This is a genomic window from Capnocytophaga canis (assembly GCF_000827555.1).
GTDB lineage: Bacteria > Bacteroidota > Bacteroidia > Flavobacteriales > Flavobacteriaceae > Capnocytophaga > Capnocytophaga canis.
The window spans coordinates 1-24,327 of record NZ_CDOI01000147.1 but is presented as its reverse complement, the minus strand read 5'-3'; the positions used below and the strand labels follow the sequence as shown (position 1 = coordinate 24,327).

At 36.3% G+C, this 24,327-nt stretch carries 17 protein-coding genes; 11 read left to right on the top strand and 6 right to left on the bottom strand.

Going from position 1 to position 24,327, the window contains the following annotated elements; all coding sequences use genetic code 11:
• Positions 1–5,789 (bottom strand): immunoglobulin domain-containing protein (locus CCAND38_RS05895; RefSeq protein ID WP_156129778.1); only part of this gene is annotated, 5,789 nt, incomplete at its 3' end.
• A 624-nt stretch (positions 5,790–6,413) separates the two neighbouring features.
• On the opposite strand from CCAND38_RS05895, the gene CCAND38_RS05890 reads away from it, so the two are divergent.
• The 6 genes from CCAND38_RS05890 (at position 6,414) to CCAND38_RS05865 (ending at position 12,851) form a co-directional block, all read left to right on the top strand.
• Positions 6,414–6,995 (top strand): Crp/Fnr family transcriptional regulator, encoded by a 582-nt coding sequence (locus tag CCAND38_RS05890; protein WP_231550003.1) that lies wholly within the window; start codon positions 6,414–6,416, stop codon positions 6,993–6,995.
• A gap of 84 nt (positions 6,996–7,079) precedes the next feature.
• Positions 7,080–8,483, top strand: coding sequence for a TolC family protein (locus tag CCAND38_RS05885; protein ID WP_042344331.1), 1,404 nt, complete (start codon positions 7,080–7,082; stop codon positions 8,481–8,483).
• A gap of 78 nt (positions 8,484–8,561) precedes the next feature.
• Positions 8,562–9,536, top strand: a complete 975-nt coding sequence (locus CCAND38_RS05880; RefSeq protein ID WP_042006737.1) for an HlyD family secretion protein — start codon at positions 8,562–8,564, stop codon at positions 9,534–9,536.
• A gap of 244 nt (positions 9,537–9,780) precedes the next feature.
• Positions 9,781–10,443: a class I SAM-dependent methyltransferase gene (locus CCAND38_RS05875; RefSeq protein WP_042344330.1), complete on the top strand. Its 663-nt coding sequence runs from the start codon at positions 9,781–9,783 to the stop codon at positions 10,441–10,443.
• A gap of 76 nt (positions 10,444–10,519) precedes the next feature.
• Complete coding sequence (locus CCAND38_RS05870) at positions 10,520–11,683, top strand: ABC transporter permease (protein ID WP_042344327.1); 1,164 nt, start codon at positions 10,520–10,522, stop codon at positions 11,681–11,683.
• The gene (locus CCAND38_RS05865; protein WP_042344325.1) at positions 11,670–12,851 is read left to right on the top strand and encodes an ABC transporter permease; all 1,182 of its coding nucleotides are present in this window, start codon (positions 11,670–11,672) and stop codon (positions 12,849–12,851) included. The genes CCAND38_RS05870 and CCAND38_RS05865 overlap by 14 nt, the downstream gene beginning before the upstream one ends.
• Before the next feature lie 435 nt (positions 12,852–13,286).
• Here the strand turns inward: CCAND38_RS05865 and CCAND38_RS05860 are convergent, their stop codons facing one another.
• Entirely contained in the window at positions 13,287–13,733 is a 447-nt protein-coding gene (locus CCAND38_RS05860; RefSeq protein ID WP_042006730.1) for a PepSY-like domain-containing protein, read from the bottom strand.
• 145 nt (positions 13,734–13,878) lie between these two features.
• Between CCAND38_RS05860 and CCAND38_RS05855 the strand changes: the two genes are divergently transcribed.
• Positions 13,879–14,997: a glycosyltransferase family 4 protein gene (locus CCAND38_RS05855; protein WP_042344323.1), complete on the top strand. Its 1,119-nt coding sequence runs from the start codon at positions 13,879–13,881 to the stop codon at positions 14,995–14,997.
• A gap of 70 nt (positions 14,998–15,067) precedes the next feature.
• Positions 15,068–15,589, top strand: coding sequence for a mechanosensitive ion channel domain-containing protein (locus CCAND38_RS05850; protein ID WP_042006727.1), 522 nt, complete (start codon positions 15,068–15,070; stop codon positions 15,587–15,589).
• Between the two features lie 167 nt (positions 15,590–15,756).
• On the opposite strand, the gene CCAND38_RS05845 is transcribed toward CCAND38_RS05850, so the two are convergent.
• From CCAND38_RS05845 to CCAND38_RS05830, 4 genes are all read right to left on the bottom strand, one after another.
• Positions 15,757–16,482, bottom strand: a complete 726-nt coding sequence (locus CCAND38_RS05845) for a head GIN domain-containing protein (RefSeq protein ID WP_042344321.1) — start codon at positions 16,480–16,482, stop codon at positions 15,757–15,759.
• A 46-nt stretch (positions 16,483–16,528) separates the two neighbouring features.
• Complete coding sequence (locus tag CCAND38_RS05840) at positions 16,529–17,626, bottom strand: DUF4097 family beta strand repeat-containing protein (protein WP_156129777.1); 1,098 nt, start codon at positions 17,624–17,626, stop codon at positions 16,529–16,531.
• A gap of 67 nt (positions 17,627–17,693) precedes the next feature.
• Complete coding sequence (locus CCAND38_RS05835) at positions 17,694–18,182, bottom strand: hypothetical protein (protein WP_042006724.1); 489 nt, start codon at positions 18,180–18,182, stop codon at positions 17,694–17,696.
• Positions 18,169–18,717: an RNA polymerase sigma factor gene (locus CCAND38_RS05830; RefSeq protein ID WP_042344319.1), complete on the bottom strand. Its 549-nt coding sequence runs from the start codon at positions 18,715–18,717 to the stop codon at positions 18,169–18,171. The genes CCAND38_RS05835 and CCAND38_RS05830 overlap by 14 nt, the downstream gene beginning before the upstream one ends.
• A gap of 232 nt (positions 18,718–18,949) precedes the next feature.
• On the opposite strand from CCAND38_RS05830, the gene CCAND38_RS05825 reads away from it, so the two are divergent.
• From CCAND38_RS05825 to tilS, 3 genes are all read left to right on the top strand, one after another.
• Complete coding sequence (locus tag CCAND38_RS05825; RefSeq protein WP_042006720.1) at positions 18,950–21,136, top strand: glutamine synthetase III family protein; 2,187 nt, start codon at positions 18,950–18,952, stop codon at positions 21,134–21,136.
• A 185-nt stretch (positions 21,137–21,321) separates the two neighbouring features.
• Positions 21,322–22,587 (top strand): aspartate kinase, encoded by a 1,266-nt coding sequence (locus CCAND38_RS05820; RefSeq protein WP_042344318.1) that lies wholly within the window; start codon positions 21,322–21,324, stop codon positions 22,585–22,587.
• An 83-nt stretch (positions 22,588–22,670) separates the two neighbouring features.
• Positions 22,671–23,996, top strand: a complete 1,326-nt coding sequence (gene tilS, locus CCAND38_RS05815; protein WP_042344317.1) for a tRNA lysidine(34) synthetase TilS — start codon at positions 22,671–22,673, stop codon at positions 23,994–23,996.
• Positions 23,997–24,327 lie beyond the last annotated feature (331 nt).

The following is a 24,327-nucleotide window of genomic DNA, read 5'->3' as shown; positions in this document are numbered from 1 at the left end:
TCATTATCCAATATATTTCCACTTCCTGAAAGAGATCCGTTTTCATACGTAAATTCATCATCTCCTGTCTTGATGTTTATTACTTTTACCGTTACCGTTGCTGTATCACAAGGCGTACCGTTTACTCTTTCACAGATACGATAAGTAATCGTATATATTCCTGTAGGAACAGAATCACTGTTCACTTGTACTTTACCCGTTGCCGTGTCAATTGTTACACGCGGGTCGGCAGCAGCTATTTGTGTAATAGTTACATTGGTAGACGTTGCCGATGCAGTTCCCAAAGTATCATTCGACAATATCGTCGTTGTAGACGTACGCAAAGGACTAAGTGCATCAACCTCTATAAGCGAATCATCAACAGCATCAATAGTACAAGTGTTGTTTACCACGAAATTTTGTATAGCACTACAACCTCCATTGGTTACTTTTACTTCATACGAGGTTCCGTATGTATATCCTGTAATTGTACCATCAGTTGCTATGGTCAAATTCGGTGTTATGGTATATGTAAATGCTGTATTATATCCATTAATTTTTACAGATGGTGCTACACCACAAGAAGCATCCGTTTTAGTTATATTTAGTACAGGTGATTCATAAATGGTTTTATTTAACTTATCGCTTTCGCATTTACCGTTTTCGGTATTGGTAATCTGATAGTTTCCTACGCCTAAATTACCCGATGTAACCTCAGAAGCTCCATTATATACTTTGATAGCTGAAAGTGTTGGGAATTTGGCTTTTAACTGATCAACGGTCATCTGTCCACAAAGAACTTCTGCTAATACAGGTGTCGGTGTTTTTCCTATAATAAGCGTAATATCTCTACGATCACTCTCGCATTTCCCAGCTTGAGTACGAGTGTACTGATATAATACACCTGGGGTTAAAATATCAGTGTCTAACTTAGCCGTACTTCCCCCATTATCATAGACTTTAATAAGACCTTCTTCATCAAGGTTTATAGTTTCTTTTAATTTTTGAACTGTCAGCGAAGGAATATCACAGAATTGTCTTCTACTAATATGACCTCTTTCTGAGATTTCTTTCACAGTAACCGTGACAACTAATCGCTCTGCACTTTCGCAATCCGTAAGGGCATCTTTAAGTGCTAAATAATAGCTTGTTGTTCCAATAGGAATTTGAACGTTAGTTGCCAAAGGAACTCCTCCTGTTTGCGTATCATACCAAACTAAGTTTGCATTTCCTGTAACCAAAGTATTTAAATCGGCTATAGTTTTAGTGCCACACAAATCAGTATTTGCATCCGTTTTCAATTTAGCCTTTGGTACTTTATTTACTAATAGCTGTTTACGGTCTACAATAACTGTTTTCAAATTACACGTTGGTGCAACGCTACAATTAGAACCGAAAGTTCCTACATCCACCACGTAATACAATTGTGTTTGTACCTCCCCTGCATTATTGCAATTCATGGCACCTGTAAACTTCATCGAAATATCGTTTATTTCCAGAGCCTCACCTTTAGGCATTGAGGTCAGTAATTTATATACATAGAAACCATCCTCCAAGCTCTCATACTGTAATTTGCCACCCGATTTAGTTGCTATTTCTTGTTGATCAACAAACGTCCAGCCTGTCGGTAATTTAACAGCAAACTTAGCATTGGCATTTATAGCATCAGAGTTAATATCACTTCCCTTATTAACAAATTTCACCTCATATTTAGCCATTGGAGATCCCGTAGCCCCTATTTCAGCGAAAGTCACGGTTGCTGTTGCTTTTTCTATAACTACGATAGGTCTGTTAGAATTATCCCCTTGAATAATGATGTTATCACTGGTAGCACTCTTGATATCGGTTATATCACTACCGCAGAAATTTTTACCCTTTGGAATAAAGGTCAACTGCTGGTGACTGTTAAACTTACAATCATTTGTAGTTTGTACTTTAAAACGCACACGGATTTTTTCCCCAGGTGATAAAACATTATTTCCTAAACTAATAGAAATGATATTGTTATTGGAAGTAACATTTGCATCTTCCCAGTTATTTGTTGTACCTTGTGTCCCAGAGGTATACTTTTGTGAGATACGAGCACTTCCATTAACAAAGAATAATCCTTGGTCAAGCCCCATTGGAATGTCCAAATGAACCTCTTTTGTAATACCAATCCCGGAGTTATTAATCTCAATATCGTACTCTATTTGATCACACAATTTCGGACGATAATTTGCTGGTGGTTGGCTTTCAATTTTCACCTGAAACGCACCTTCTGTTTTTCTGTATGAAACGGGTAACGAAGTTACGCAAGGTGAGTTAGCATCAATAGTTGTTGGATAGCCCTCACAACCTTGTCCAAACAAAATATTTTTGCTACCTGTACCACAGTCGATTATATTTGCTTTTACCAAGAAATAACGGGTTTTAGTAGGATCTAATTTATCCAATTTAAAAATACCCGAAGTCTCTTTTGTAAAAGGAATTCCCATAGGAATATCTCCTGTAGCGTTAGTAACTTCTTGTACCGAAGTGATTTCCATATCGGTTGATGCTATCCACAAATTGGTAAATTTATGGAAAGTAGAACTATTCGCTGCTTGTACTACCCAACGTACCTCATTCGTATTACCCACATAATTAGGCTGAGCTACTGTAGTTGTTATTTTATCATTATCAGTAAGATAGTCAATATACTGAGCACCTGTACGTATATTGATTTGTTCTAAATAAGTGCGGATTGGAGAATTTATCGACTCTCCTGTTCCTTCCAGTTCAACATCTATGGACAAACGCTCCTGCGCCCCAGCATGACAGTTGATTTTTACCTGTGGAACGATGTATATACGGTATCCTTCGTCAATATGCAAAGGTTTGTCCCCATGATTCAATTTGGCTTTTATCAAATTGCGCATAGCTTTATCTAAATCAAAGCGATAATTAGGATTATCAGTCACCTCAGAATCATTACCGTCATTATTATCTGCATCAACATCTATTGAGGTATCCCCAAAATTAGTATTACCCTGACCATCTAATCGTATTTTAACTCCTGTCAAAATAAGTCCTTTAGGCACATTAAACCATATGTTTTTAGGACGCAACAGATTACGATTTTCATTAGGGAACATTACGTTCGTTACAGGTGTCTCATCTAAATTTACATCAAGGTTAAAATAGGAATCTGAATCTCTTGTACACTCTACAATTTGACGACGTGTGGGATGATTTGTTGATTGCGCATAAAGTCCAAAACGGGTGATTCCATAGTAACTATTGGCTACGCCCGAAGGTCCGCAAGACACATCAACCCCATTATGAACAAGCTTAAAATTAGGGTAAAATAGCTTCTGTCCTCGACTTGAACGACCAAATTTATTGGGAGTCATATCCATTGAGATTGTAAGAACGTCTCCATTTTGAAAATCTGCAATAGAGGGAGGAAATCCTTTTGTATGTAAAGTAGCAATGTTAAACTCTATAGTAATTGTCTTATTTCCTGTTTGAATAAGATCTAAAGCCGTTGCCGTATAAGTAGATCCCGCCCGTTGAAGGGTTAAAATAACACTTTGTGGATCAATGATAGTCAAAGGATTTGCATCAGCATGTAAATTTTCAGGCATCGGAAAAGAGAACTGTCCCTGCGTCCATTGCTCTGTATTTGTTTTCTTAACCTCTCCGCTTTGTTTAAATCGAATTCTATCTCCTGTATGGAAAAAAGACTTCTGTATGGTTCGTGTATACGTATCCGGATTAATAGAAATCGGATTACCTGATCCGTCATACTTTGGAAGTCCTCCATTATCAGGATCACTTGCTTCATAACCATAAACCATTCGTTCTACAGTAGGAATGCCACGTACAAAACCATTAACACAACCAGAACTACAACCATAAGGAGTTAAATTAACCTTATCGCAACCAGTTGCTAATAAATAGGACGCATCACAAGATATATGTTTTTTTAATTCCATATGGACACTATACCAAGCTGGATCGCCTCCAACAGTTGCTCCACAGTTATAAGTAGCTTCAAACTCAAGCTGAGCAGCATTTAATAGAAAATCAAATCCTGACCAATTTTCATTATTGTATGGTTTTTTTGTATCCTGGTATTTAAAGCGAATACGTAATTCATTACCATTCTTAAGAATCTCACTAGGTTCTATAGTTTGAATAGCGGTACTAAGTTTCACTGTGCTGGTAGAAACTCCTGTAAACGAAGGTGATAAATTCAATACAATATCAAAATAATCATCCTTTTTAAGACCATTAAAGGTTGTTAAAATTCTTGTTATATTAAATTTGCCTTTATATTTTTGCCCTCCATGAACAAAAGCATCAGCCACATTAACCCCATAAAAATGAACTTCTTTCCCCGAGTGGACACCTAGTGGGTCGGTAGATACAGGTGCAGACGTTACACACGGGTTTGCATTACTATATCTAACTTTTGTAGCAATATAACCATAATGAATGTTCTTAGGTTTAGTTTCACAACCCGCCGTAGGTGAGTTGTTACGTGTTTTTACGCGTACATACAAAGCATTACCTGCTGGTATATCTCGTAAACGCATTTCTAAAAGATAGTTTTTACCTGTAGTACCATAATGCATCCCTCTTTCTGATGACCATACATGTGTACTAGTTTCGGGAGTTAATATTGGAGTAGCTACATTTTGTGTTATGGCAGCATCATCCGCCATTTGGTAACTATTTTCTATAAAATAGGTTGAACCTCTTTCGACTCCTCTAGAAGTCTCTATGGTAAATATCAAATCCTTGGCTGTACCAGCACCTTGATTTTCAATCTTTATGTAGTGCTCTATTTCGGTATCAAAACACAAACCTCCGTCTCTGAGACCTTTAAAAGGAGTCCCGTCAGAATTCACTGCTGAAACAACTAAAATCGGTTTCTTAGTATTATCCAAACTAATTCCTGGCGACTTTGTAGCCTGATTAATCTCATTGTACTGACAAGATTCGTCCCCACCACATCCATAACTTGCAGTATATGAACTGGTAAAATCAGTACATCCTTTAAGTTTTAAGGTTTGGGTGATGGTTACAACATCACCCTTAGCAAGGTCTTTCCCTGAAAATTGATACGTCCCGTTCGAATTAGTTATTACCCAGCCATTGGTTTGTTCAGCAGAAAAATCAGAACCCGTAATTTCTAACCCTGCACCTAAAGTAGTGGCTATCTTAAAGGAACTGATAGCAGAGTTACCTGTGTTTGTGATAACTATGGTACGCTGAACCGACTCACCCGAAGGCAAATTAGCTGACATTGGGTCAACTTTCATATTTAGTACTGCATACAATACGTTAATATCCTTACCCTCTTTGAGTTGCTCAGCTCCTGCGCCAGTGAGCTTGTAACGCATTCGAGGTTTTGTTGCTCCCACTGCTGTTGTTGCAATACTACCACAAAGGGCTTTAGCCTTAAATGTTACGTGCATTTGTGGCTGAGTTGCTGTATGGGCAGGTATGTTCAAGTTGAGGGTTACTTTATTACCCGTTTGGGAAACAAAGTTTACGGCACCTACATTGGTCTGCTCTCCATTAACATACTCAAAATCATTAGGAATAGTAATTTCCAACTGTGCATTAGGATAAGCTGTAGTTCCCAAATTCAAAGTCACTGTAAAAGTGGCCGCATCACCACATGCACCAAGCTGTGGTGGATTGGATTGAGCGTCCAACACAGGAGTAGAATCTTGCGAAAAACCTAACATTGTAGTAAAAAACATTACTACAGCCATAAATATGCGAACCCTATGTCGCACTACAACACCATAATTCTTCATAATTGAATTCTTCATTTGATCTATTGATATTTGGGAGCAAAGGTACAAAGAAATTGAGAAAAATAAAGATTTTAGTTACATTTTTTCACGCAACTTAGATTCAACCCCAAGTACAATTTTACTACTTACGAAATTCTTATACCAATTCAACAAAAATTAAATTGAACGCATGAAATTTTTCAGGATTTAATTCGTTTATTTCAACCATTTTAAACTTAAAAGTAAGTGAAAGTATAAAGTTTCAGTAAATTAGAGTTTAAGCCATATAGAAACATAAAACATATCCTAATATTTATGTATGGTTGGTAAAAATAACTTTTTTTCGTAATTCATTAAAAATAAACTATATATCCACAAAGTCCCTATGTATTACAATAGCTCTAAAAATATGATTTCGTACGTCTAACCTCATAGAAAATGAACCTCTATTGAAAAAAACTTAACCTTAAAGCGTACTCCTAAAAATTAAAAAGTAGAAATTATAATTATTTATGTCGTTGTACTTTTCTACAAATTCATACCACCAAAACACGCCGCTTTGCTAAACAATTCGATTGACTCTGAAAAACCCAAATCATAATTTGCTATTCACATTTGATTTTATATCTTTGCCTGAAAACGTTTTCTATGCAAGATGTTATGATAAAATACCTCAGTTTTGTAAAAACACTTTGCCCAAAACTTACTGAGGAAGATTTATGTTATTTTGCAAAAGGGCTTTCAATAGAAACACTTCATTTGAAAGATTTTTATATTAAAGCGGATGAAGAGCAAACCCAAATTGGTTTTGTAGCAGAAGGTTTGCTACGAGGTTTCTACATAGACGAACAAGGCAATGACATTACCGTAAGTTTCCATCAAGAGGAAATTTTCGTAGCCGATTACACCACCTTGGACTCTCCTCGAAGAAGTCGGTTTTACTTCCAATGTCTCGAAAAAACGACTATTATCAACCATTCATACGAACATTTACGTAAATGCTCTGACAAAATTCCTTTTTTTGAACGCTATATGCGTCTGGTTGCTGAAAATGCTTTCAAAAGAGTGTACAGGCGCGTAGAAAGCTTTCTGTTTAATGATGCTGAAACACGCTACTTGGATTTGATGAAAGAGAATCCCGAATTGGTAAATCGCGTATCTGTTTCCCACCTGTGTTCATATTTAGGTATCAGTAGGCAGGCTTTAACACGAATCCGAAAAAACATCCTCAACAAGGAATGATTATGACACATTTGTGTCACATTAGCATAAAAAAAAAACTTACTTTTGCACCGAATTTTATTAGCCATTAAATCATATTTGATAATGAATGCAAAAAAATCATTTTTAATAATCGGAGCTACTCTTTTATCCATATGCTCAAAAGCACAGGTCATTGTTTCTCAATCTCTTGACCAAGCCATACGTTCAGGATTGAAAAAAAATGAAACTTTAAAACAAAAGGAAATTGAACAGGAAAAGTTAGCGTTAGAACGTAAGGATGTATTACAGAAATACATCCCCAGAGTGGAAGCTTCGGGAGCCTATCTGTATACCGATAGCAATACAAAGATGGAATTGGAAACTCAACATCTACCCTTATTGAAGCTACCTCTTTTTAATACGATTTTTAATACAACAAAACATTCCGAGTCATACGGAAATGTTATGATGGGGGGCGTTACAGCTAAAATGGTTCTTTTCTGTGGTTTGCAAATCCCATATGGAGCTAAAGCTTTGGAAAGCAAACGAATAGGAACTGAATATTTAGGAAAAATTGTAGCCGACGAATTAATACAAGAAATAGTAACGAGTTTTGACCAAATCAAAGTATTGGAAGCGATTCAAAAACTCATTGACGACAGTACAAAACGATTAGAAAACGAAGCCAAACGAGTTGAAAAAGGTATTGAACAAGGATTAGCTATTCCTTTTGATAGAGATAAGATAAAATTGGCTCAGTTAGAATTAGCCTCGAAACAAGCTGAACTTGACGGAAACAAAAGCCTTATCTACAAAAAAATCAATTACTTAACAGGACTTGATTCGACACAAATCGAATCTGTAGTAAATGATTTTGAGCCTTTTATTATCATTGACAATACAAATTTATCTATTGAAAACAAACACGAAATAAAAGCTTTACAATCTTTCATAGAAGCTCAAGAATGGTTGCTTAAAAAAGAAAAAGGTTCTTTCTTACCACAAATGATGGCTATGGGAGGAGTTCGTTATACATCTTTATTCGATGCTAATCTTGACTTAGGAATGTCGCCCTTAACAAAAAAACACATACACATCGGCGTAAACGAAATCACTTTCTCACCAACATGGTTTGTTGGAGTTGGCGTGAAGTGGGAGTTATTCGGAGGAATGAGCCGAATTAATAAAATCAAGCAAACCAAGTTAGACATTGCAACCACAAAAAGTAAATTGACTGATGCTCATGACAAACTTTCGCTATTACTTGATAAAAACATGGTTAATTATCGTATCGCAAATGAAAAAATGCACATTAATCAACAGAAAGTAGTCGTTGCTAAGAACAGTTTGGACACTGCTATAAGGCAATATACGGAAGGTTTGATTGATATTTCAGACCGATTGGAAGTTGAAAATGAATATTATAAGGTAGTAATTGAACAAATACAAGGTATTCAGCAACAACGTCAAGCAGCCATGGAAATGTTAAAAACCACAGGTACTTTAAGCAACTATTCCGTACAATAAAACTCGTAAGGATAAATAGTCAAATATCCCATACAACCTAAAAAAAATAGAGATTAAGAATTATAAAAAATAATTAAAATGAAAGGAAAAAGAATTTTTAAATTAATACCAATCATAATCATTATCGTCATTGCTATTATTGCCATAAGTTCATTATTCCGAGCAGAAGAGCATTATTGGCAAGGTCAAGCAGAAGCAAAACAAATTAATGTAGCTCCAAAAATTCCAGGACGTGTTGATAAGATTGTAGTTCAAGAAGGACAATCCGTTAAAAAAGGAGATTTGCTTTTAAGCATTGAAACCCCTGAAATTAACGCAAAATTAGAACAAGCTAATGCGGCTCACAATGCGGCTCAAGCTCAACTTAACAAAGCTAACGCAGGAGCTAGAAGTCAGCAAATACAAGGTGCGTACAGTCTTTGGCAACAAGCCAAAGTTGCTGCTGATTTTGCAGAAACTTCATACAAAAGAGTTGAAAATATGTTCAAAGAACAATTGGTTTCTGCTCAAAAAAGAGATGAGGTCTACACCAAATACCAAGCAGCCATACAACAAGCCAATGCGGCAAAATCACAATACGACTTGGCTTTGGCAGGAGCTCAACAAGAAGATAAACAAGCAGCTAAAGCTTTGGTTGACAAAGCTCAAGGAGCTATAAACGAAGTTACTTCCTACAAAAACGAATCGAATCTGTACGCCCCTTTATCTGCTGAAATTCAAAAGATTATACCCAACGAAGGAGAATTGGTCAATACAGGCTATCCCATTATTACCTTGGTTGATTTATCAGATATTTGGGTAGTTTTGAACATTCGTGAAGATTTTATGGGTCGTTTCCAAAAAGGGACTAAATTCAACGCTTTTGTTCCTGCTTTGGACAATCGAGAAATCACCCTTGAGGTTAAACACATTGCCGTAATGGCTGATTTCGCTACATGGACAGCAACCAAATCACAAGGCGATTTCGACCGGAAAACCTTTGAAATCAAAGCATATCCAGTAGAAAAAGTAGAGGGATTGTTGCCTGGAATGTCTGTTTTAGTTAAACAATAACCAAAAGTAACAAAAAGTATCGGAATGAAGAGGTAACGACTTCTAAATTTTACAACAAAAGTTCATAGAGAGATGACAATGATGACTGTGGAAGAGTCGGAATGAAGAGGGAACGATAACTTTTTGTTTGCGAATATATTATACTGTTTTATTTTCAAAAACTATTATGCAAAATAATGAAAATGTTTCAGTTGCATTCGTATTTTAATTACTTTTGAAACGTCTATGCATTTTCACAAAAACAATGAATCAAGAGGAAAAATTTGAAGAACTCGCCAAGCAATTGAAGAATCCTTTTGGAGAGAAAGGACTACAGGTGGCTGAAATGATGAGCGACACCAATACGGCAATGACACTCAACACAGTGGATTTGTTAAACCTTCGTCCTGATGATTTGCTTTTGGAATTAGGGCACGGCAATTGTCAGCATTTGAAAAATATTTTTGAAAGAGAAACGGATATAAAATACCATGGATTGGAGGTGTCTGATTTAATGCATATTGAAGCTAAAAGAATCAATCAGGAGTACATAAAATTAGGAAAAGCCTTTTTCCATAAGTATGAAGGGGGAGTTCTGCCTTTTGCTAAAGAATCTTTTGAAAAAATATTTAGTGTGAATACCATTTATTTTTGGAATGACACGCCACGGATGTTTGATGAACTTTTCCGAGTGTTACGTCGTTTTGGTATACTGAATGTCACTTTTGCCGAAAAAATATTTATGACAACGTTGCCCTTTTCAAGATTTGGTTTTACACTATATGACCAAGAAGAGGTCATTGAGTTTGCTCTAAAGTCAGGGTTTAAACACCTGAAAACTCAAATTCACACCGAAAGTATTCAAAGTAAATCAGGAGATATAGTGAACAGAAAGTATTTGATAACAAGTTTTTTAAAACCCGAGTGATATTTTCATAAAATCAACTTTTCTTCCGAAGGAATAAAATAAAAATCAATATGAGGAAGAAACTAAATGCTACAAAATGGGATTACGTACAATTTTTATAAAAGAAGCTAAACAATTATTGACATCGCCCAAACGGTTGATGATGGCTTTAGGGCTTCCAGTTTTGATTTTCGGCTTCTTTGGATACGCTTTTCAAGAAGACACGCCAAAAGATTTGCCTGTATTAGTAACTGATTATGACCAATCGGCAATGTCAAGGCAACTGATACGATGGCTTGACGCAACCAGTATTATGCAAATTTCAGAACAGGTAGAAAGTCCTAAAAACGCTGAAAATCAACTACGAAAAGGAGAGGTCTATGCCTACATAATAATTCCTTCAGGATTTGAAAAAGATATTTTGCAGAATAAAACAACTCAAGCTATTTGTTATACTAACGGAGCGTATTTACTTCCTTCAGGGTTCATACAGTCAGCTTTTATCAACACCGTATCGACGCTTTCTGCTGGGATTAATCTGAATAAACGAACTAAAAAAGGAGCTTCCTACCAGCAAGCCTTTGCCGAAGTTCAATCCATAAAAAACGATGCCCACTCACTTTATAACCCTTACAAAAACTATAATTATTTTTTGAGCTTAGGGTTCATTCCCATGATGTTTCAAATGGTTGTAATGATTGTTTCCATTTTTGCTTTGGGGCAAATGTTTAAGTATCGTACAGCTGAAATACATTTCGAAGAAGCAGGGCAAAATGCGTGGATTCTATTAATTGGCAAGTTACTCCCCTACACCATTGTTTTTATGGTTTTAGCGTTATGTATGGATATTTACCTATTTAAAGTAATTGGCATTCCTGCCAAGGCAAATTATGCAGGAGCTACGATTTTGCTTTCATTGCTTTTAGTTATTGTTAATCAGGTGTTAGCTGTATTTTTCGTATCCTTTTTTAAAGATTTACGAATGGCTCTAACCTTTGGTGGAGGCTTTACGGCGATTGCTTTTTCTTTTTCAGGATATACCTTCCCGTTAGAAGCGATGCCTGTTTTTATACAATATGTAGCTAAAATTTTTCCTTTCACACACTTTCTACAAAGTTACATAAATACCGCCATACGTGGTCTTTCGTTCTATTATTCTTGGGAAAACATTCTAGCTTTTTGCTTGTTTATCAGCACAATAACTATTTCTTTCCCTAAATTTGTAAAACTTATTAAACAAAACGGCTATGAGAAGAATTAGCAGAGTGACATATGCTTATATGCAGGAAATGAAGCGGATTATTTCAGATTCTGCCGTATGGGCGTCGTTTTTTATCATTTCAATAATCGTTGCTTGGGCATATACCTATGTGTACTCATACGAGGTGACCAATGACGTTCATATAGCTGTAGTAGACGAGTGTAGAACTAGCGAAAGCAGACAGCTAATGCGAATGATAAATGCTACTGAGCAGGTTTCGGTAAGTGAAAGTCCATCGGATTTTGATGCAGCTCGAGAACTGTTCTACCAAGGGAAAGTTCACGGTATAGTTGTCATCCCACGTGATTTCTCTGAAAAGATTTATAAAAAAATGCGCCCCTCTGTTTCGGGGTATTACGATGTAGCCTATTTTATTTACTACAAACAAGTATATAAAGCTGTAGCTACCTCCATCGCTTATATGAATGCAGGTATTGAACTAAAGGGACTTACGGCACAAGGGGTTTCAAACCACCAAGCAATCAATACAATTAAAGCAATCAATGCACAGACTGTAACGCTTTTTAACCCTAACGGAGGATATGCAACCTTTGCAATGCCGATGGTGTATCTACTTATTATTCAAACTCTTTTACTCACAGGAATTGGACTTCTCGGAGGAACACAACGCGAAAAGAAAGAGTTTTTGCAAAATCATTACACCGTCAGAACCATCCGTGGAGTCATTGCAACTTTACTCGGAAAAGCAGGAAGCTACTTAACTATAGCGTTACTGTACATTACCATCGTACTGGGAATTATTATGCCTTTTTTCGATATACCTCAACGAGCTAAGCTAATAGACGTATATTTGTTTATGCTACCGTTTTTCCTAAGTGTTGCCTTTATGGGCTTATTCTTAATTCGGTTTTTTAAACATCGTGAAGATGCCGTAATGACCATTTCGTTCACGTCTATCCCCTTTTTGATACTCAGCGGTATCTCTTGGCCTGTGGAATCATTGCCCAAATTATTACAATTTTTATCGCAATTTATCCCCAGCACAACCGCTATCAAAGGGTTTGTATCACTAACCCAAGGAGGCGTTGCGCTTACTGACATTCACGATATGTATTTAAAAATGTGGTTAATATGTCTTTTTTATTTCGTTTTATGCGTTTTTTTCTTTAATAGTTACCGCAAGAAAAATGAAAACGAACTTATTTAAAAGTTAATTAAATTCGACGTGTTTAAAATAATAAAAGCGAAGCTACCCGAAAAATAAACTTCAAACAGAAGCTTATAAAAAAACATTGATTATCAATCATTTATTCTTTTTAGAATTTTATCAAAATTAAACTTTTCGGACGACTTCTAAAACTATCATCTTGAACATCGATTGTATTGATAACAAGTTGCTCCTCAGCAGAACTTGCTTCCTCTTCCAATCAACGCACTGAGTTTACAACTATTTAAGCAAATAAAAAAACATTATTTTTTAGCACATTGCCAAAAAAAAGAAGCCGTCCTCTTCGGACAGCTTCTTTTCATTAACTGTTTTTGTAGACAAGAAACTTCTTCTAATCAAGTCTCTGTGTTGGTAACCGATTGAAAAGTATGTTAAATCAACTTCAATTAGATTTACACACAGAGAAAAGTCTGGTTAGTCATCAATTCTAACAAATCTTCCTTTGCTATTGAACTCTAAATCCAAACCGTTTGAAAGCTCCACTTCGTACCCTCCAGACTTACGACGTTTGATTTCTCTAACAGTCGTATTTTGAAAATACTTGGTAATATGTTGGCTTATAGCTACAGGAATGATGTTTGCGGGAACATTTCCTGTTCTCGATTTCACCTCTTTCCAATCACCATTAGAACGGAATTCAATTTCTGAGCCATCGTTGAACGTCACATTGTATTCTTTTTGAGAAAAATATTCAGTTTCTTCCCAAATTGCTGCGATGTCCAAACCTCCAAAATTTTCTTTAAGTAAAGTTTGTGCCTTAGCTGGTAGTTGCTCCAAAGTAAGGATTTTGTGCTGAGCTGTTGCTACAGAAGTCGCAAAAAGAACAACCATTAGTGTTCCAAGTTTTTTCAGTGTTTTCATGTTATATCTGTTTTAAATAAATTATGGGACAAAGTTAGAAAATAATTTTGAAAAAACAAAAATGATTAAAAAAAAATAAGGAATTTTTTTTTGAAGATAAAAAAAAGACGTACTTTTGTAGGCAAATGAAAATGATTGGTTAGGTATGAAAATAGGCTTCGATGCTAAAAGAGCGTTTCACAACATGCGGGGATTAGGGAATTACAGTCGTGATTTGATTCGCATACTTCAAGAACAACAAATGTTTGAATTGGTTCTATTCAACCCGAAACCCAAAGTACACTCTGGTGTTAGGATTGATGGACACACGAAAGTTATCACTCCCAAATCGTTTTTTTGGAAAAAAATGAAAAGCCTTTGGCGTATGCTAAAAATAAGCCGATTGGCACAGACAGAGTCTTTAGATTTGTATCATGGACTTTCCGGAGAAATTCCGTTTGGAATCCAAAAACACACTCGAACAATCGTAACCATTCATGATTTGATTTTTGTTCGTTATCCTCAGTGGTATTCATTTTTTGACAGGAAGATGTACTTTTGGAAATTCCGTCAAGCAGCTCAAAAGTCGCATCACATCATCGCCATTAGTGAACAAACTAAACGCGATATCGTTGAGTTTCTTGGAGTACCATCTGAAAAAATTTCTGTCGTATATCAGGGATGTCATGAAGCTTTTAAAAAAAAATATTCTCCTGAAATTAAAAAACATACGCGTAAAAAATTTGCTCTTCCCGAGCGTTTCGTACTTTATGTGGGAGCCATCGAACCTCGCAAAAATGCCTTAGAAATAGTCAAAGCCATCAAGGATTTAGACATCGCTTTGGTATTAGTTGGTAAAAAAACAAAATACTACGATCAGATTGAAGCTTATTGTCGTAAACACCAAATGAAAAATCGAGTGATAGCACTTAAAAATGTTTCTATGGAAGAATTAGCTGTGATTTATCAGCTATCCACCATCTTTTGCTATCCGTCTATTTTTGAAGGATTTGGAATACCAATTGTGGAGGCTTTGTTTTCAAAAGTGCCTGTGATTACTTCACAAGGAAGTTGCTTTTCAGAGGCTGGAGGAGAGGATAGTATTTACATCAATCTCAACAATGCTACTGAAGAAATCAAACGGGCGATTATTGCAATTACTTCAGATGATGAAAAACGCTTACAAATGATTGAAAAAGGATTTAAACACGCTCAGAAATTTACAGACAGCTCTGTTTATCAAGAACTTATAAGCGTATACAACAGAGTAATAACAATTGATTAGGATATGTAGAACATTTCATCCGTAGTTGTTCTTTATTTCATATCTTTGCAAAACCAAAAATATAAAACGTATGTTCGTCCTTAATTTTTTAGAAGCCTACACCAATCAAATAATAGCTTCTGTTGTATCCATCGTGATTTTAGTGATCGTCCGAAGTATTTCTTTCTCAATTGTGGAACGCGTAGCTAGAAAAGCAAGTTTTCTTGAAAATCGTACCAATTTAGTTAAGCGATACATCAGCTATCTGATTTTCACATTTATCGTTATCTTATTGATTTCGGTCTGGGGAATTGAGCGTGATAAATTATTTTTATTTCTTTCCTCTGTATTGACAGTTATTGGAGTGGCTTTTTTCGCTCAGTGGTCTATTTTGAGTAATATCACTGCGGGGGTGATAATTTTCTTTTCGTTTCCGTTTAAAATAGGTGATAAGATTAAGTTTATTGACAAAGAATTTCCTATTGAAGGCGAAATCTTGGATATTAAATCTTTTTATACTTTATTGAGAACCTCTGAAGATGAGGAAATATGTTTACCTAACAATCTTTTGTTACAAAAAGGAATTTCCATCGTGTCGAATGTCAAGAGATAGTTTATACTATTTTTTTATCTCATATTTACTGTTTTAACTACATAGAGACATAAATTTTATACATTAAAAACTTCTCAGAAGCTCAACTTGGGAGGCATCTGAGAAGTTAACACAATTTTGCTTTAAAGTATTTGAACGATGTTTTTTCTGATTTCTCAAATTAGCGTTTAGGGTATAAATCGAATATCGCCACTGCCCATTACTTTTGAGTCTCTCTTTTTTGGATTTCCTTTTATGGCAATATCTCCCGAACCTGAAACCCGAGCTTCAACGTTTTCAGTCACAAAAGTTGTGATGTCGCCAGAGCCATTCACTGTAACTTTTGCGTTCATAGCAGTAAGTTTTTCTGCATCCAAATCTCCCGAACCCGTCAATTCGGCTTGAAGTTCTGTAACAGAACCTTTGGCTTCAAGATCTCCTGAACCGACAACACTTAGGGATAATTGTTTTGCTTTAACGTTGATTTTTAAATCTCCCGAACCCGCCAATTCGCAAGAGAGTTGTTCTACTTTCAAAAGGTCTTTTAGCTCTACATCTCCCGAACCTTTCTGTAATATTTTTTGTAGCGATTGATCAACGGGAACATACACTACAACTTTGTGTTTCAGGGTGTAATTATTTTTCGGATCAAGCCTGATGCTGAGTTCTCCATTTTCAACTTTAGTGAGGATATACTGCAGAATATTATCCGAAGCCTCCACACGAATGCTTCCAACCTTACCCTCTGTGAGTACTACGTACAGATTCCCGATATTGCTAACCTTGGTGTATGCCTCCGTGGTGCGATTTTCTACCTTAACGTTTCCGTTATCTTTGATAGTTTCTTTCAAAAAGAATTGACCATAGCTTGTCGCTGAAAAAGCGATAAACAAAAATGCAAAAATGTTTTTCATGATTTATCTGTTATTTATTTGATTATTAGAAATTTATATGTTTTTTTTATTCTTCTGTAATGGAAACACCTCCATAGTCAGATTCAATCCGAAACAGATTGTTTGCCTTTCCTTTGCTTCCTTTGACGTATTTGCTCGTTTGCCGATGGTCTCTTTCAGTAAATGGAAGATTATCAGGGGTTCTCAAACTTGCGTACGAAGTTGAAAAATAATAATTGAACGACCAATTCCGATGATAGTTAACAGAAATACTAGCGTAGCTACTTTTCATGCTTACCGATTTTGTTGTAGGTAAAACCTCCTTAACAATAACCCTTCCGTAATCAGAATCGACCGAAAGTTGGTTGCTAATTTTTCCTATAGAAACGTTGGTGTAATCACTTTCCAAGCTCAGAAAATCAGCTTCATTAATGTCAAAATTTCCGTAAGAAACGTCAGCTTGGAGTTGTTTTATGCTACCCAGTTTTAAGTTCGTATAACTTGCTTCCAAGTCTACCTTATCAGCTTTTTCAACAAAAATGTTTGAATATGAGGCGTCCATATCAATATATTTTATTGATTCCATATTTGCTTTTGAGATATATTCCAAATCAAGTTTTGCATTAGCCAATACCTCTCCCAATTGTAGGTTGCCGTACTGAGCGTCAATTTTCACATCGTGTTCAATTCTGTTTAAGAAAATGTTTCCGTACTTATTTTCGAGTGTAAGATGTGTTTTCACAGGTAACGAAACTTTGTAATTTATCTTCATTTGCACCGATGATTTTCTGCCTCTTAATCCAAAAAAGCTGTTACTTTCAGCAATTTGTGTTTTAGCCCATATGTCCGAAGCATTTTGGCTAAAATTGACCGAAATTTCTTTGATTCTACTTTGAGCAACACTCGGATCATTAGCACTTACTTTGATTTCGACCTCTATTTTGATTTTATCTTTTAGATTTTTATCGGTCAGCAACGTAATATCCCCATATCTATTGGACACATACAAACTCGGCGAACTACTCACCTGAAACTCTTTGCTGATTTTTTGAATTTCGGTATGTTTTTGTTCTTTAAAATAAGGTTCGTTTGCCCAGATGGACAGCGAGAACAAAAGCAGAATCGCTACTCCCCAATTCCTATTCTCAAGTAAATTTAGGAACATATTGTTTTTTATTTTAACCATAATATCTTTCATAGTTTCTAAAATTTATTTTCTGTTTACTATTATTTTAAGTTTCATTTTCTGCTCCTTGTAAAGGATTTATCATCGTTATCACGCGATTGGAAAACTGCAATTGTGTGTCAAAATTGGTGTGAATGGCAGTTATCAAGAACTCATTTTCTCCTTGAGCAATGATTTCATTTCGCAATCGTTCGTAGTCGGTTTTCATTTTATTTAGTTGATTTAGAGCGTCTTTTGCTAAGAGTTCGTTGTTTGAATTTTTGATAATTTCAATATTTTCCTCAATCATCGGTAGGTAATACTGCTCCGATTCGTAAGCAACTTGAGAGGCTATTTCAAGCCGATCACCAGCATTGTAATTCCATGTGAAAGCTACGAAGATCAGCACTGCTGCAGCTATGTTTGTATAAACAATTTTACGAATAAGCGATCTTCTCTTTGTTTTTTTAGTAATATTTCTTTCCGATAGCTTTTGCAAGAAACGCTCTTCGTGTCCGTCTAAAGGTTCGTATATGTCAAATTTATTTTCGATCATGTTTCATCTGTATTATGGTTTCTCGTAATAATTTTTTAGCTCTCGAAAGCATTGTTCGGCAATTTTGGTCAGTAATATTCAAAATTTCACAAATTTCCTCATTGTCATACCCTTCGATTAGAGATAAATTCAATATAACACGTTGTTTTTCGGGCAGATTACCTAAACATTTTAATAAAATTTGTACTTCTTCTTGTTGAAAATCCCAAATTTCTTGCGGATTATCGTCTATCGCTTCGTAGGGAATCGTATCCAAAGAAATTGATACCTTTTCTTTTCGCAACAACATCAATGACTCGTTAACTACAATTCTCTTAAGCCAACTCCCGAAAGTACTTTCTGCTCGGTACGAATCCAACATTTCAAAGGCTTTTATAAACGATTCCTGCACAACATCTTCTGCTTTGTCGCTCTGTTGCAATATCCGAAAGGCAGTGTTGTACATCGCCTTTACGTACTGCCGATAGAGTGCAGTCTGTGCTTTAGGGTCTCCCCGCTTACAACCTTTTAGTATGTCTGAAAATTCGGTGGTCAAATCTCTTTTTTGGTATAAAGATGCTAAAAAAAAGAGAATGTTACAAGTTTTAGAAAAAAAACATTTCGCCGTATTTTCTTTAAGTCAGATTTCAAAAGAAATTTGAAGGGTGTTTTTTTGAAATCTAACACCTGAATTTGAATATTAATTTACACACCCCTATTTTTTTGAGGGGTGTATGTTGTATTTTCATCTTCTTTTTGTAATTTTGCCCCATAAAAATCATACAACTATGCCAAATTTACGATTTCATGCCTTGAAAGAAGTGGGCAAAAGAAAGCCCGTTGTTATTACAGAAAAAGGAAAACGCTCCGAACTTTTTGGGGAAAATGTTTTCAATGAGGAAACCATGCGTCAGTATATGACTAAGGAAGCCTTTGAAAGCGTGATGAACGCCATTCAGTATGGAGCAAAAATAGACCGCAAAATTGCCGATCAAGTTGCTACAGCCATGCGTGATTGGGCAATTTCAAAAGGAGCTACTCATTACAGCCATTGGTTTCAGCCTTTAACAGGTTCAACGGCTGAAAAACACGATGCTTTTTTTGAACCGATAGGAAGAGGTAGAGCTATCGAAAAATTTGGTGGAGGTCAGTTAGTGCAACAAGAGTCAGATGCGTCGAGTTTTCCAAATGGAGGAATTCGCGACACTTTTGAAGCTCGTGGATATACGGCTTGGGATCCAACATCTCCTGTATTTATCTATGGAACAGCACTTTGTATCCCAACGATTTTTATTTCTTATACGGGTGAAGCCCTTGATAATAAAACTCCCCTATTGAAAGCCCTAACGGCGATTGACCAAGCGGCGACCGAAGTAGCTAAATATTTTGATAAAAACGTAACCAAAGTTATCTCTACTTTAGGATGGGAGCAAGAGTACTTTTTGATTGACAAAGACTTGGCAAGTACGCGTCCTGATTTGATGATTGCAGGACGTACTTTGTTGGGACATACCCCTGCCAAAGGACAACAGTTGGATGACCATTATTTTGGGTCAATACCAGGTCGTGTTTTAAGCTATATGCGTGATTTAGAGCAAGAATGTCTATTGCTGGGTATTCCTGTCAAAACACGTCATAATGAGGTGGCTCCTAATCAGTTTGAGTTAGCTCCAATTTTTGAGGAAGCCAATTTAGCGGTAGATCAGAATTCCCTTTTGATGGATGTGATGAACAAAGTTGCTGAGCGACATGATTTTATAGTTTTATTTCACGAAAAACCATTTGCAGGAATTAACGGTTCAGGGAAGCACAACAACTGGTCATTGGCAACGGACACAGGAGTAAACCTATTAGCTCCAGGAAAAACACCTATGAAAAATCTACAATTCTTGACCTTTTTCATCTGTACGATCAAAGCGGTATGTGAATATGAAGAATTATTACGAGCTTCGGTAGCCTCAGCAAGTAATGACCATCGTTTGGGAGCAAATGAAGCTCCTCCGGCTATCGTTTCGGTATTTATCGGGCAGCAGTTGACTAAAGTGCTGGACGAATTGGAAGATGTTTCCACAGGAAAGCTATCTCCCGAAGAAAAAACAGACCTAAAACTCAATGTTGTAGGAAAAATCCCGGATTTATTTTTAGACAATACGGACAGAAACCGAACCTCGTCATTTGCTTTCACTGGAAACAAATTCGAGTTTCGTGCCGTAGGCTCAAAAGCAAACTGCGGAAAACCTGTAACAATCATCAACACCATCGTAGCAAAACAATTGATTGACTTCAAAAAAGAGGTGGATGTTTTAATCGAGGAAAAAGGATTGAAAAAGGACGATGCAATCTTCAACGTGCTACGTGAGTATATCAAACAATCCAAAAAAATACGTTTCGAAGGAGACGGATACAGTCAAGAATGGGAAGAGGAGGCGATGCGACGTGGGCTAAGCAACAATAAAACTACGCCCGAAGCCTTGAAAGCTAATGTCTCAGAAAAAACAATACAACTTTTTGAATCCATGAACGTTATGACGAGAGTTGAATTGGAAGCTCGTTATGAGATTGAGTTGGAAGAATATGCTAAAAACATCCAAATTGAAGGACGTTTGATCGGGGATATTGCTCGAAATCACGTAGTTCCCACCGCAGTCAAATATCAGAACACACTTATCGAAAACGTCCGTGGGTTAAAAGAAATTTTTGGAGATGGTTATATGGACGTTGCTTCAGAGCAGGTAGAGCTTATTAAGCGAATTTCTGAACATATCAAAGTGATTCACAGTAAAGTAGATGATATGATAGAGGCTCGTAAAAAAGCTAACAAAGCCAAAAACGCAGAGGAAACCGCTAAAATTTACTGCAACGAGGTGAAACCGTTTTTCGATCAGATACGTTATCACTGTGACAAGCTTGAGATAATGGTTGATGATGAACTGTGGACATTGACAAAATATCGCGAGTTGCTATTTACCAATTAGGGAATAGTGAATAGGGGCGTACTGTAAGTACGCCTCTTTCTGTCTTACGAGATCTAAAAAGTATTTTTATCACAAAATGTTACAGTAAAAACAAAAAGTTATTTTTTTGAATAAATCGCAGAAAATTCTTTTTCGTATTTCGATTTTATGTACTTTTGCAACGAAATCAAAACAAATAAATTTTTATGCAAATATTCAAATTCGGAGGAGCGTCTGTGAAAGATGCTGCTGGGGTTCGCAATGTAGCCTCAATTTTGGAACAGGTTGGATATTCTGACACCCTCATCGTCATTTCCGCAATGGGGAAGACTACCAATGCATTGGAAGATGTCATTTACGCTTATTTTAAGGATAAACACATCCTTAATGACTCCATTAAAGTCATAAAAGATTTTCATTATAACATCATAAAAGAACTTTTTTCGAATGAAAATCATCCCGTTTATTGGAAAGTAGATGGGCTTTTTGCGGAATTAGAATCTTTTTTGGAAAGAAACAAGTCTCCAAAACACAGTTTTGTGTACGACCAAGTGGTAAGTTTTGGGGAATTACTTTCTACAACCATTATCAGTCAATATTTGAATGACACTGGCATAAAAAACACCTGGATTGATGTGAGAAATCTCATAAAAACCGATAGTAACTATCGTGATGGTAGTGTGAATTGGGAAGAAACCCAAGAGAACATTACCAACAGCGTCAACAAATCATTATTGAACATTACTCAAGGGTTTTTAGGGAGCGATGCCAACTTTTTTACCACCACGTTAGGACGCGAAGGATCGGACTATACAGCCGCTATTTTTGCCTATTGCCTGAACGCAAGCAGTGTGACCATCTGGAAGGACGTTCCAGGGGTGTTGAATGCTGACCCACGCTATTTCGAAAAAACACAATTGTTGCACAAAATCCCGTATAAAGAGGCTATCGAATTGGCGTTCTATGGAGCTTCGGTAATTCACCCGAAAACCTTACAGCCTTTGCAACAGAAGGAGATACCGCTATACGTTAAATCATTTATAAACCCAACGGCTACAGGAAGTGCTGTTTGCAATGTAGCGGAACTGGAACCAAAGGTGCCGTGTTTCATCCTGAAAAAAGGACAAGTGATGATTTCCCTTTCGTCACTGGATTTTTCGTTCATTATGGAAGATCACATAAGCTACATTTTCAAGCAACTGCATGATGCTAAAATGAAAGTGAGCGTTATCCAGAACTCAGCTATTAGCTTTTCCGTTTGCGTGGATAATAAATTCGATACGCTCACTCATCTGTTGGAAAAGTTAGAAGCTAAATTCAGAGTATCGGTAGCGGAAAACGTGGATCTTTACACCATCCGACACGCTACGGAAGAGGCTATCGGTGAGGTTGAAAACAACAAGAATGTATTGTTAAAGCAAGTGCTAAAAAACACGGTACAGATTATCGTTAGCAATAATTCGGAAAAATAATCAGTTTTGTTTCCTACAATACTGAAAATGAGGTTTTACCGTTAATTTACAGGTTCTTTGGAGGTGTAAAAATCGAACAACAGATGTTAGATTTAGAGAATCATATTACCCGTTACTCGTTGCTAAGCAAACGAGTGTTGGTCGCCATTAGTGGAGGACTTGACAGCGTTGTGCTTACGCATTGTTTATATCGGTTGGGGGTTGATATTATTTTGGCTCATTGCAATTTTCAGTTGCGAGGTGCGGAGAGCGATGCCGACCAACAGTTTGTTGTTGATTTTGGAGATAAACTCAACATTGAAACCTTGGTGAAGCGATTCGATACAAAAAAATACATAGTTGAAAATCAAACAAATACACAATTAGCTGCTCGGAAACTCCGCTATGAATGGTTTGAAACTGTTGCTACCGAAAAGCAGTGTGATTACATTGCCGTAGCACATCATGCGGATGATAATTTGGAAACTTTCATCATCCATCTTTCGCGAGGCACGGGCTTAGACGGATTGCTGGGAATACCTCCAAAAAACGGTAAAATTATCCGTCCGTTATTAGCTTTTTCTCGTGATGAATTGTATCGATATGCTGTTGAAAATCAGCTTTCTTGGCGAGAGGATAGCTCCAATGCTTCCGATGTGTATTTGAGAAACAATATCCGGCATCATATTTCGCCAAAATTGAAAGAACTACACCCTACATTTATTCAAAATTTTCAACAAACTCTCTTTCATTTGGAACAAACGGCGGATTTCGTTGATTTTCATATCTCTGAACTCAAAAAAAACATATTTACTGAGGAAAATAATCGTATCTTTGTGGATTCGGAAGCATTGAAACAACTCCAAAACATTGATTTTGTGTTGCATAAGTTGTTTTATCCGTATGGATTTTCAAATCTTCAGGATTTGAAACAATTGTTAGAATCCGAATCGGGGAAGCAATTATTCTCTTCGTCTCATCGTCTGCTAAAAAATCGGAATCAATGGATTTTAGAACCTAAAACCGAAATTTCTGAAGAAATTTATCAAATCAAAGAATTTTCCGAATCCATTGATTTTCCGATAAGGTTGCATTTTGATTTTGTTGAGGAAGTTGGTGAGTTTTCCGACAATCAAATTTTTGTAGATGTCGATTTGATAAACTATCCCTTGGTGATTCGTCACAAAAAAGATGGAGATTATTTCTACCCATTTGGGATGGTCGGAAAAAAGAAACTCAGCAAATTTTTTAAGGACGAAAAATATTCTTTGATAGAAAAGGAACAACAATGGCTACTTTGCTCGGGAGCGGACATCGTTTGGGTGGTTGGTAGACGTCTTGATAACCGATTCAAAGTAACCAAAAACACGCGACAAATCCTAAAAATTCAATTTTTCGAAAAAAAAATACAATTTTATTTGGAAGAATAAAATGTTTTTTCGTACATTTGCACAAGTTATTTGAATCGAAGGAATGATTTATACATTTACATATAAAAATTGGTGGAACAATTGCAATCTCAACAAGGGAAGGTAATTGGGTTTTTGTATTGTAATCATATCGCTCACATAATTAAAGTTAAGAACAAACAAAAGTCGTTAGGTCTTCCTAACGGCTTTTTTTGTTGCCAAAAATAAAGAAATTAACAATTAAAACGCATTTAAAATGGAAAATCAATTCAAAAAACAGCCACAAACAGAGGTTTCGCCTGTGGCTAAAATGTTGGAAAATAACGGAACTTATGGCGTTTATGGCGGGGGG

Bases quoted from the DNA above. Each gene is read 5' to 3' on its own strand.
- CCAND38_RS05860 (WP_042006730.1), bottom strand. From the start codon at position 13,733: ATGAAAACACTGAAAAAACTTGGAACACTAATGGTTGTTCTTTTTGCG.
- CCAND38_RS05870 (WP_042344327.1), top strand. From the start codon at position 10,520: ATGGGATTACGTACAATTTTTATAAAAGAAGCTAAACAATTATTGACA.
- CCAND38_RS05865 (WP_042344325.1), top strand. From the start codon at position 11,670: ATGAGAAGAATTAGCAGAGTGACATATGCTTATATGCAGGAAATGAAG.
- CCAND38_RS05820 (WP_042344318.1), top strand. From the start codon at position 21,322: ATGCAAATATTCAAATTCGGAGGAGCGTCTGTGAAAGATGCTGCTGGG.
- CCAND38_RS05835 (WP_042006724.1), bottom strand. From the start codon at position 18,182: ATGATCGAAAATAAATTTGACATATACGAACCTTTAGACGGACACGAA.
- CCAND38_RS05890 (WP_231550003.1), top strand. From the start codon at position 6,414: ATGATAAAATACCTCAGTTTTGTAAAAACACTTTGCCCAAAACTTACT.
- CCAND38_RS05880 (WP_042006737.1), top strand. From the start codon at position 8,562: ATGAAAGGAAAAAGAATTTTTAAATTAATACCAATCATAATCATTATC.
- CCAND38_RS05885 (WP_042344331.1), top strand. From the start codon at position 7,080: ATGAATGCAAAAAAATCATTTTTAATAATCGGAGCTACTCTTTTATCC.
- CCAND38_RS05850 (WP_042006727.1), top strand. From the start codon at position 15,068: ATGTTCGTCCTTAATTTTTTAGAAGCCTACACCAATCAAATAATAGCT.
- CCAND38_RS05845 (WP_042344321.1), bottom strand. From the start codon at position 16,482: ATGAAAAACATTTTTGCATTTTTGTTTATCGCTTTTTCAGCGACAAGC.
- CCAND38_RS05855 (WP_042344323.1), top strand. From the start codon at position 13,879: ATGAAAATAGGCTTCGATGCTAAAAGAGCGTTTCACAACATGCGGGGA.
- CCAND38_RS05875 (WP_042344330.1), top strand. From the start codon at position 9,781: ATGAATCAAGAGGAAAAATTTGAAGAACTCGCCAAGCAATTGAAGAAT.
- CCAND38_RS05840 (WP_156129777.1), bottom strand. From the start codon at position 17,626: ATGTTCCTAAATTTACTTGAGAATAGGAATTGGGGAGTAGCGATTCTG.
- tilS (WP_042344317.1), top strand. From the start codon at position 22,671: ATGTTAGATTTAGAGAATCATATTACCCGTTACTCGTTGCTAAGCAAA.
- CCAND38_RS05825 (WP_042006720.1), top strand. From the start codon at position 18,950: ATGCCAAATTTACGATTTCATGCCTTGAAAGAAGTGGGCAAAAGAAAG.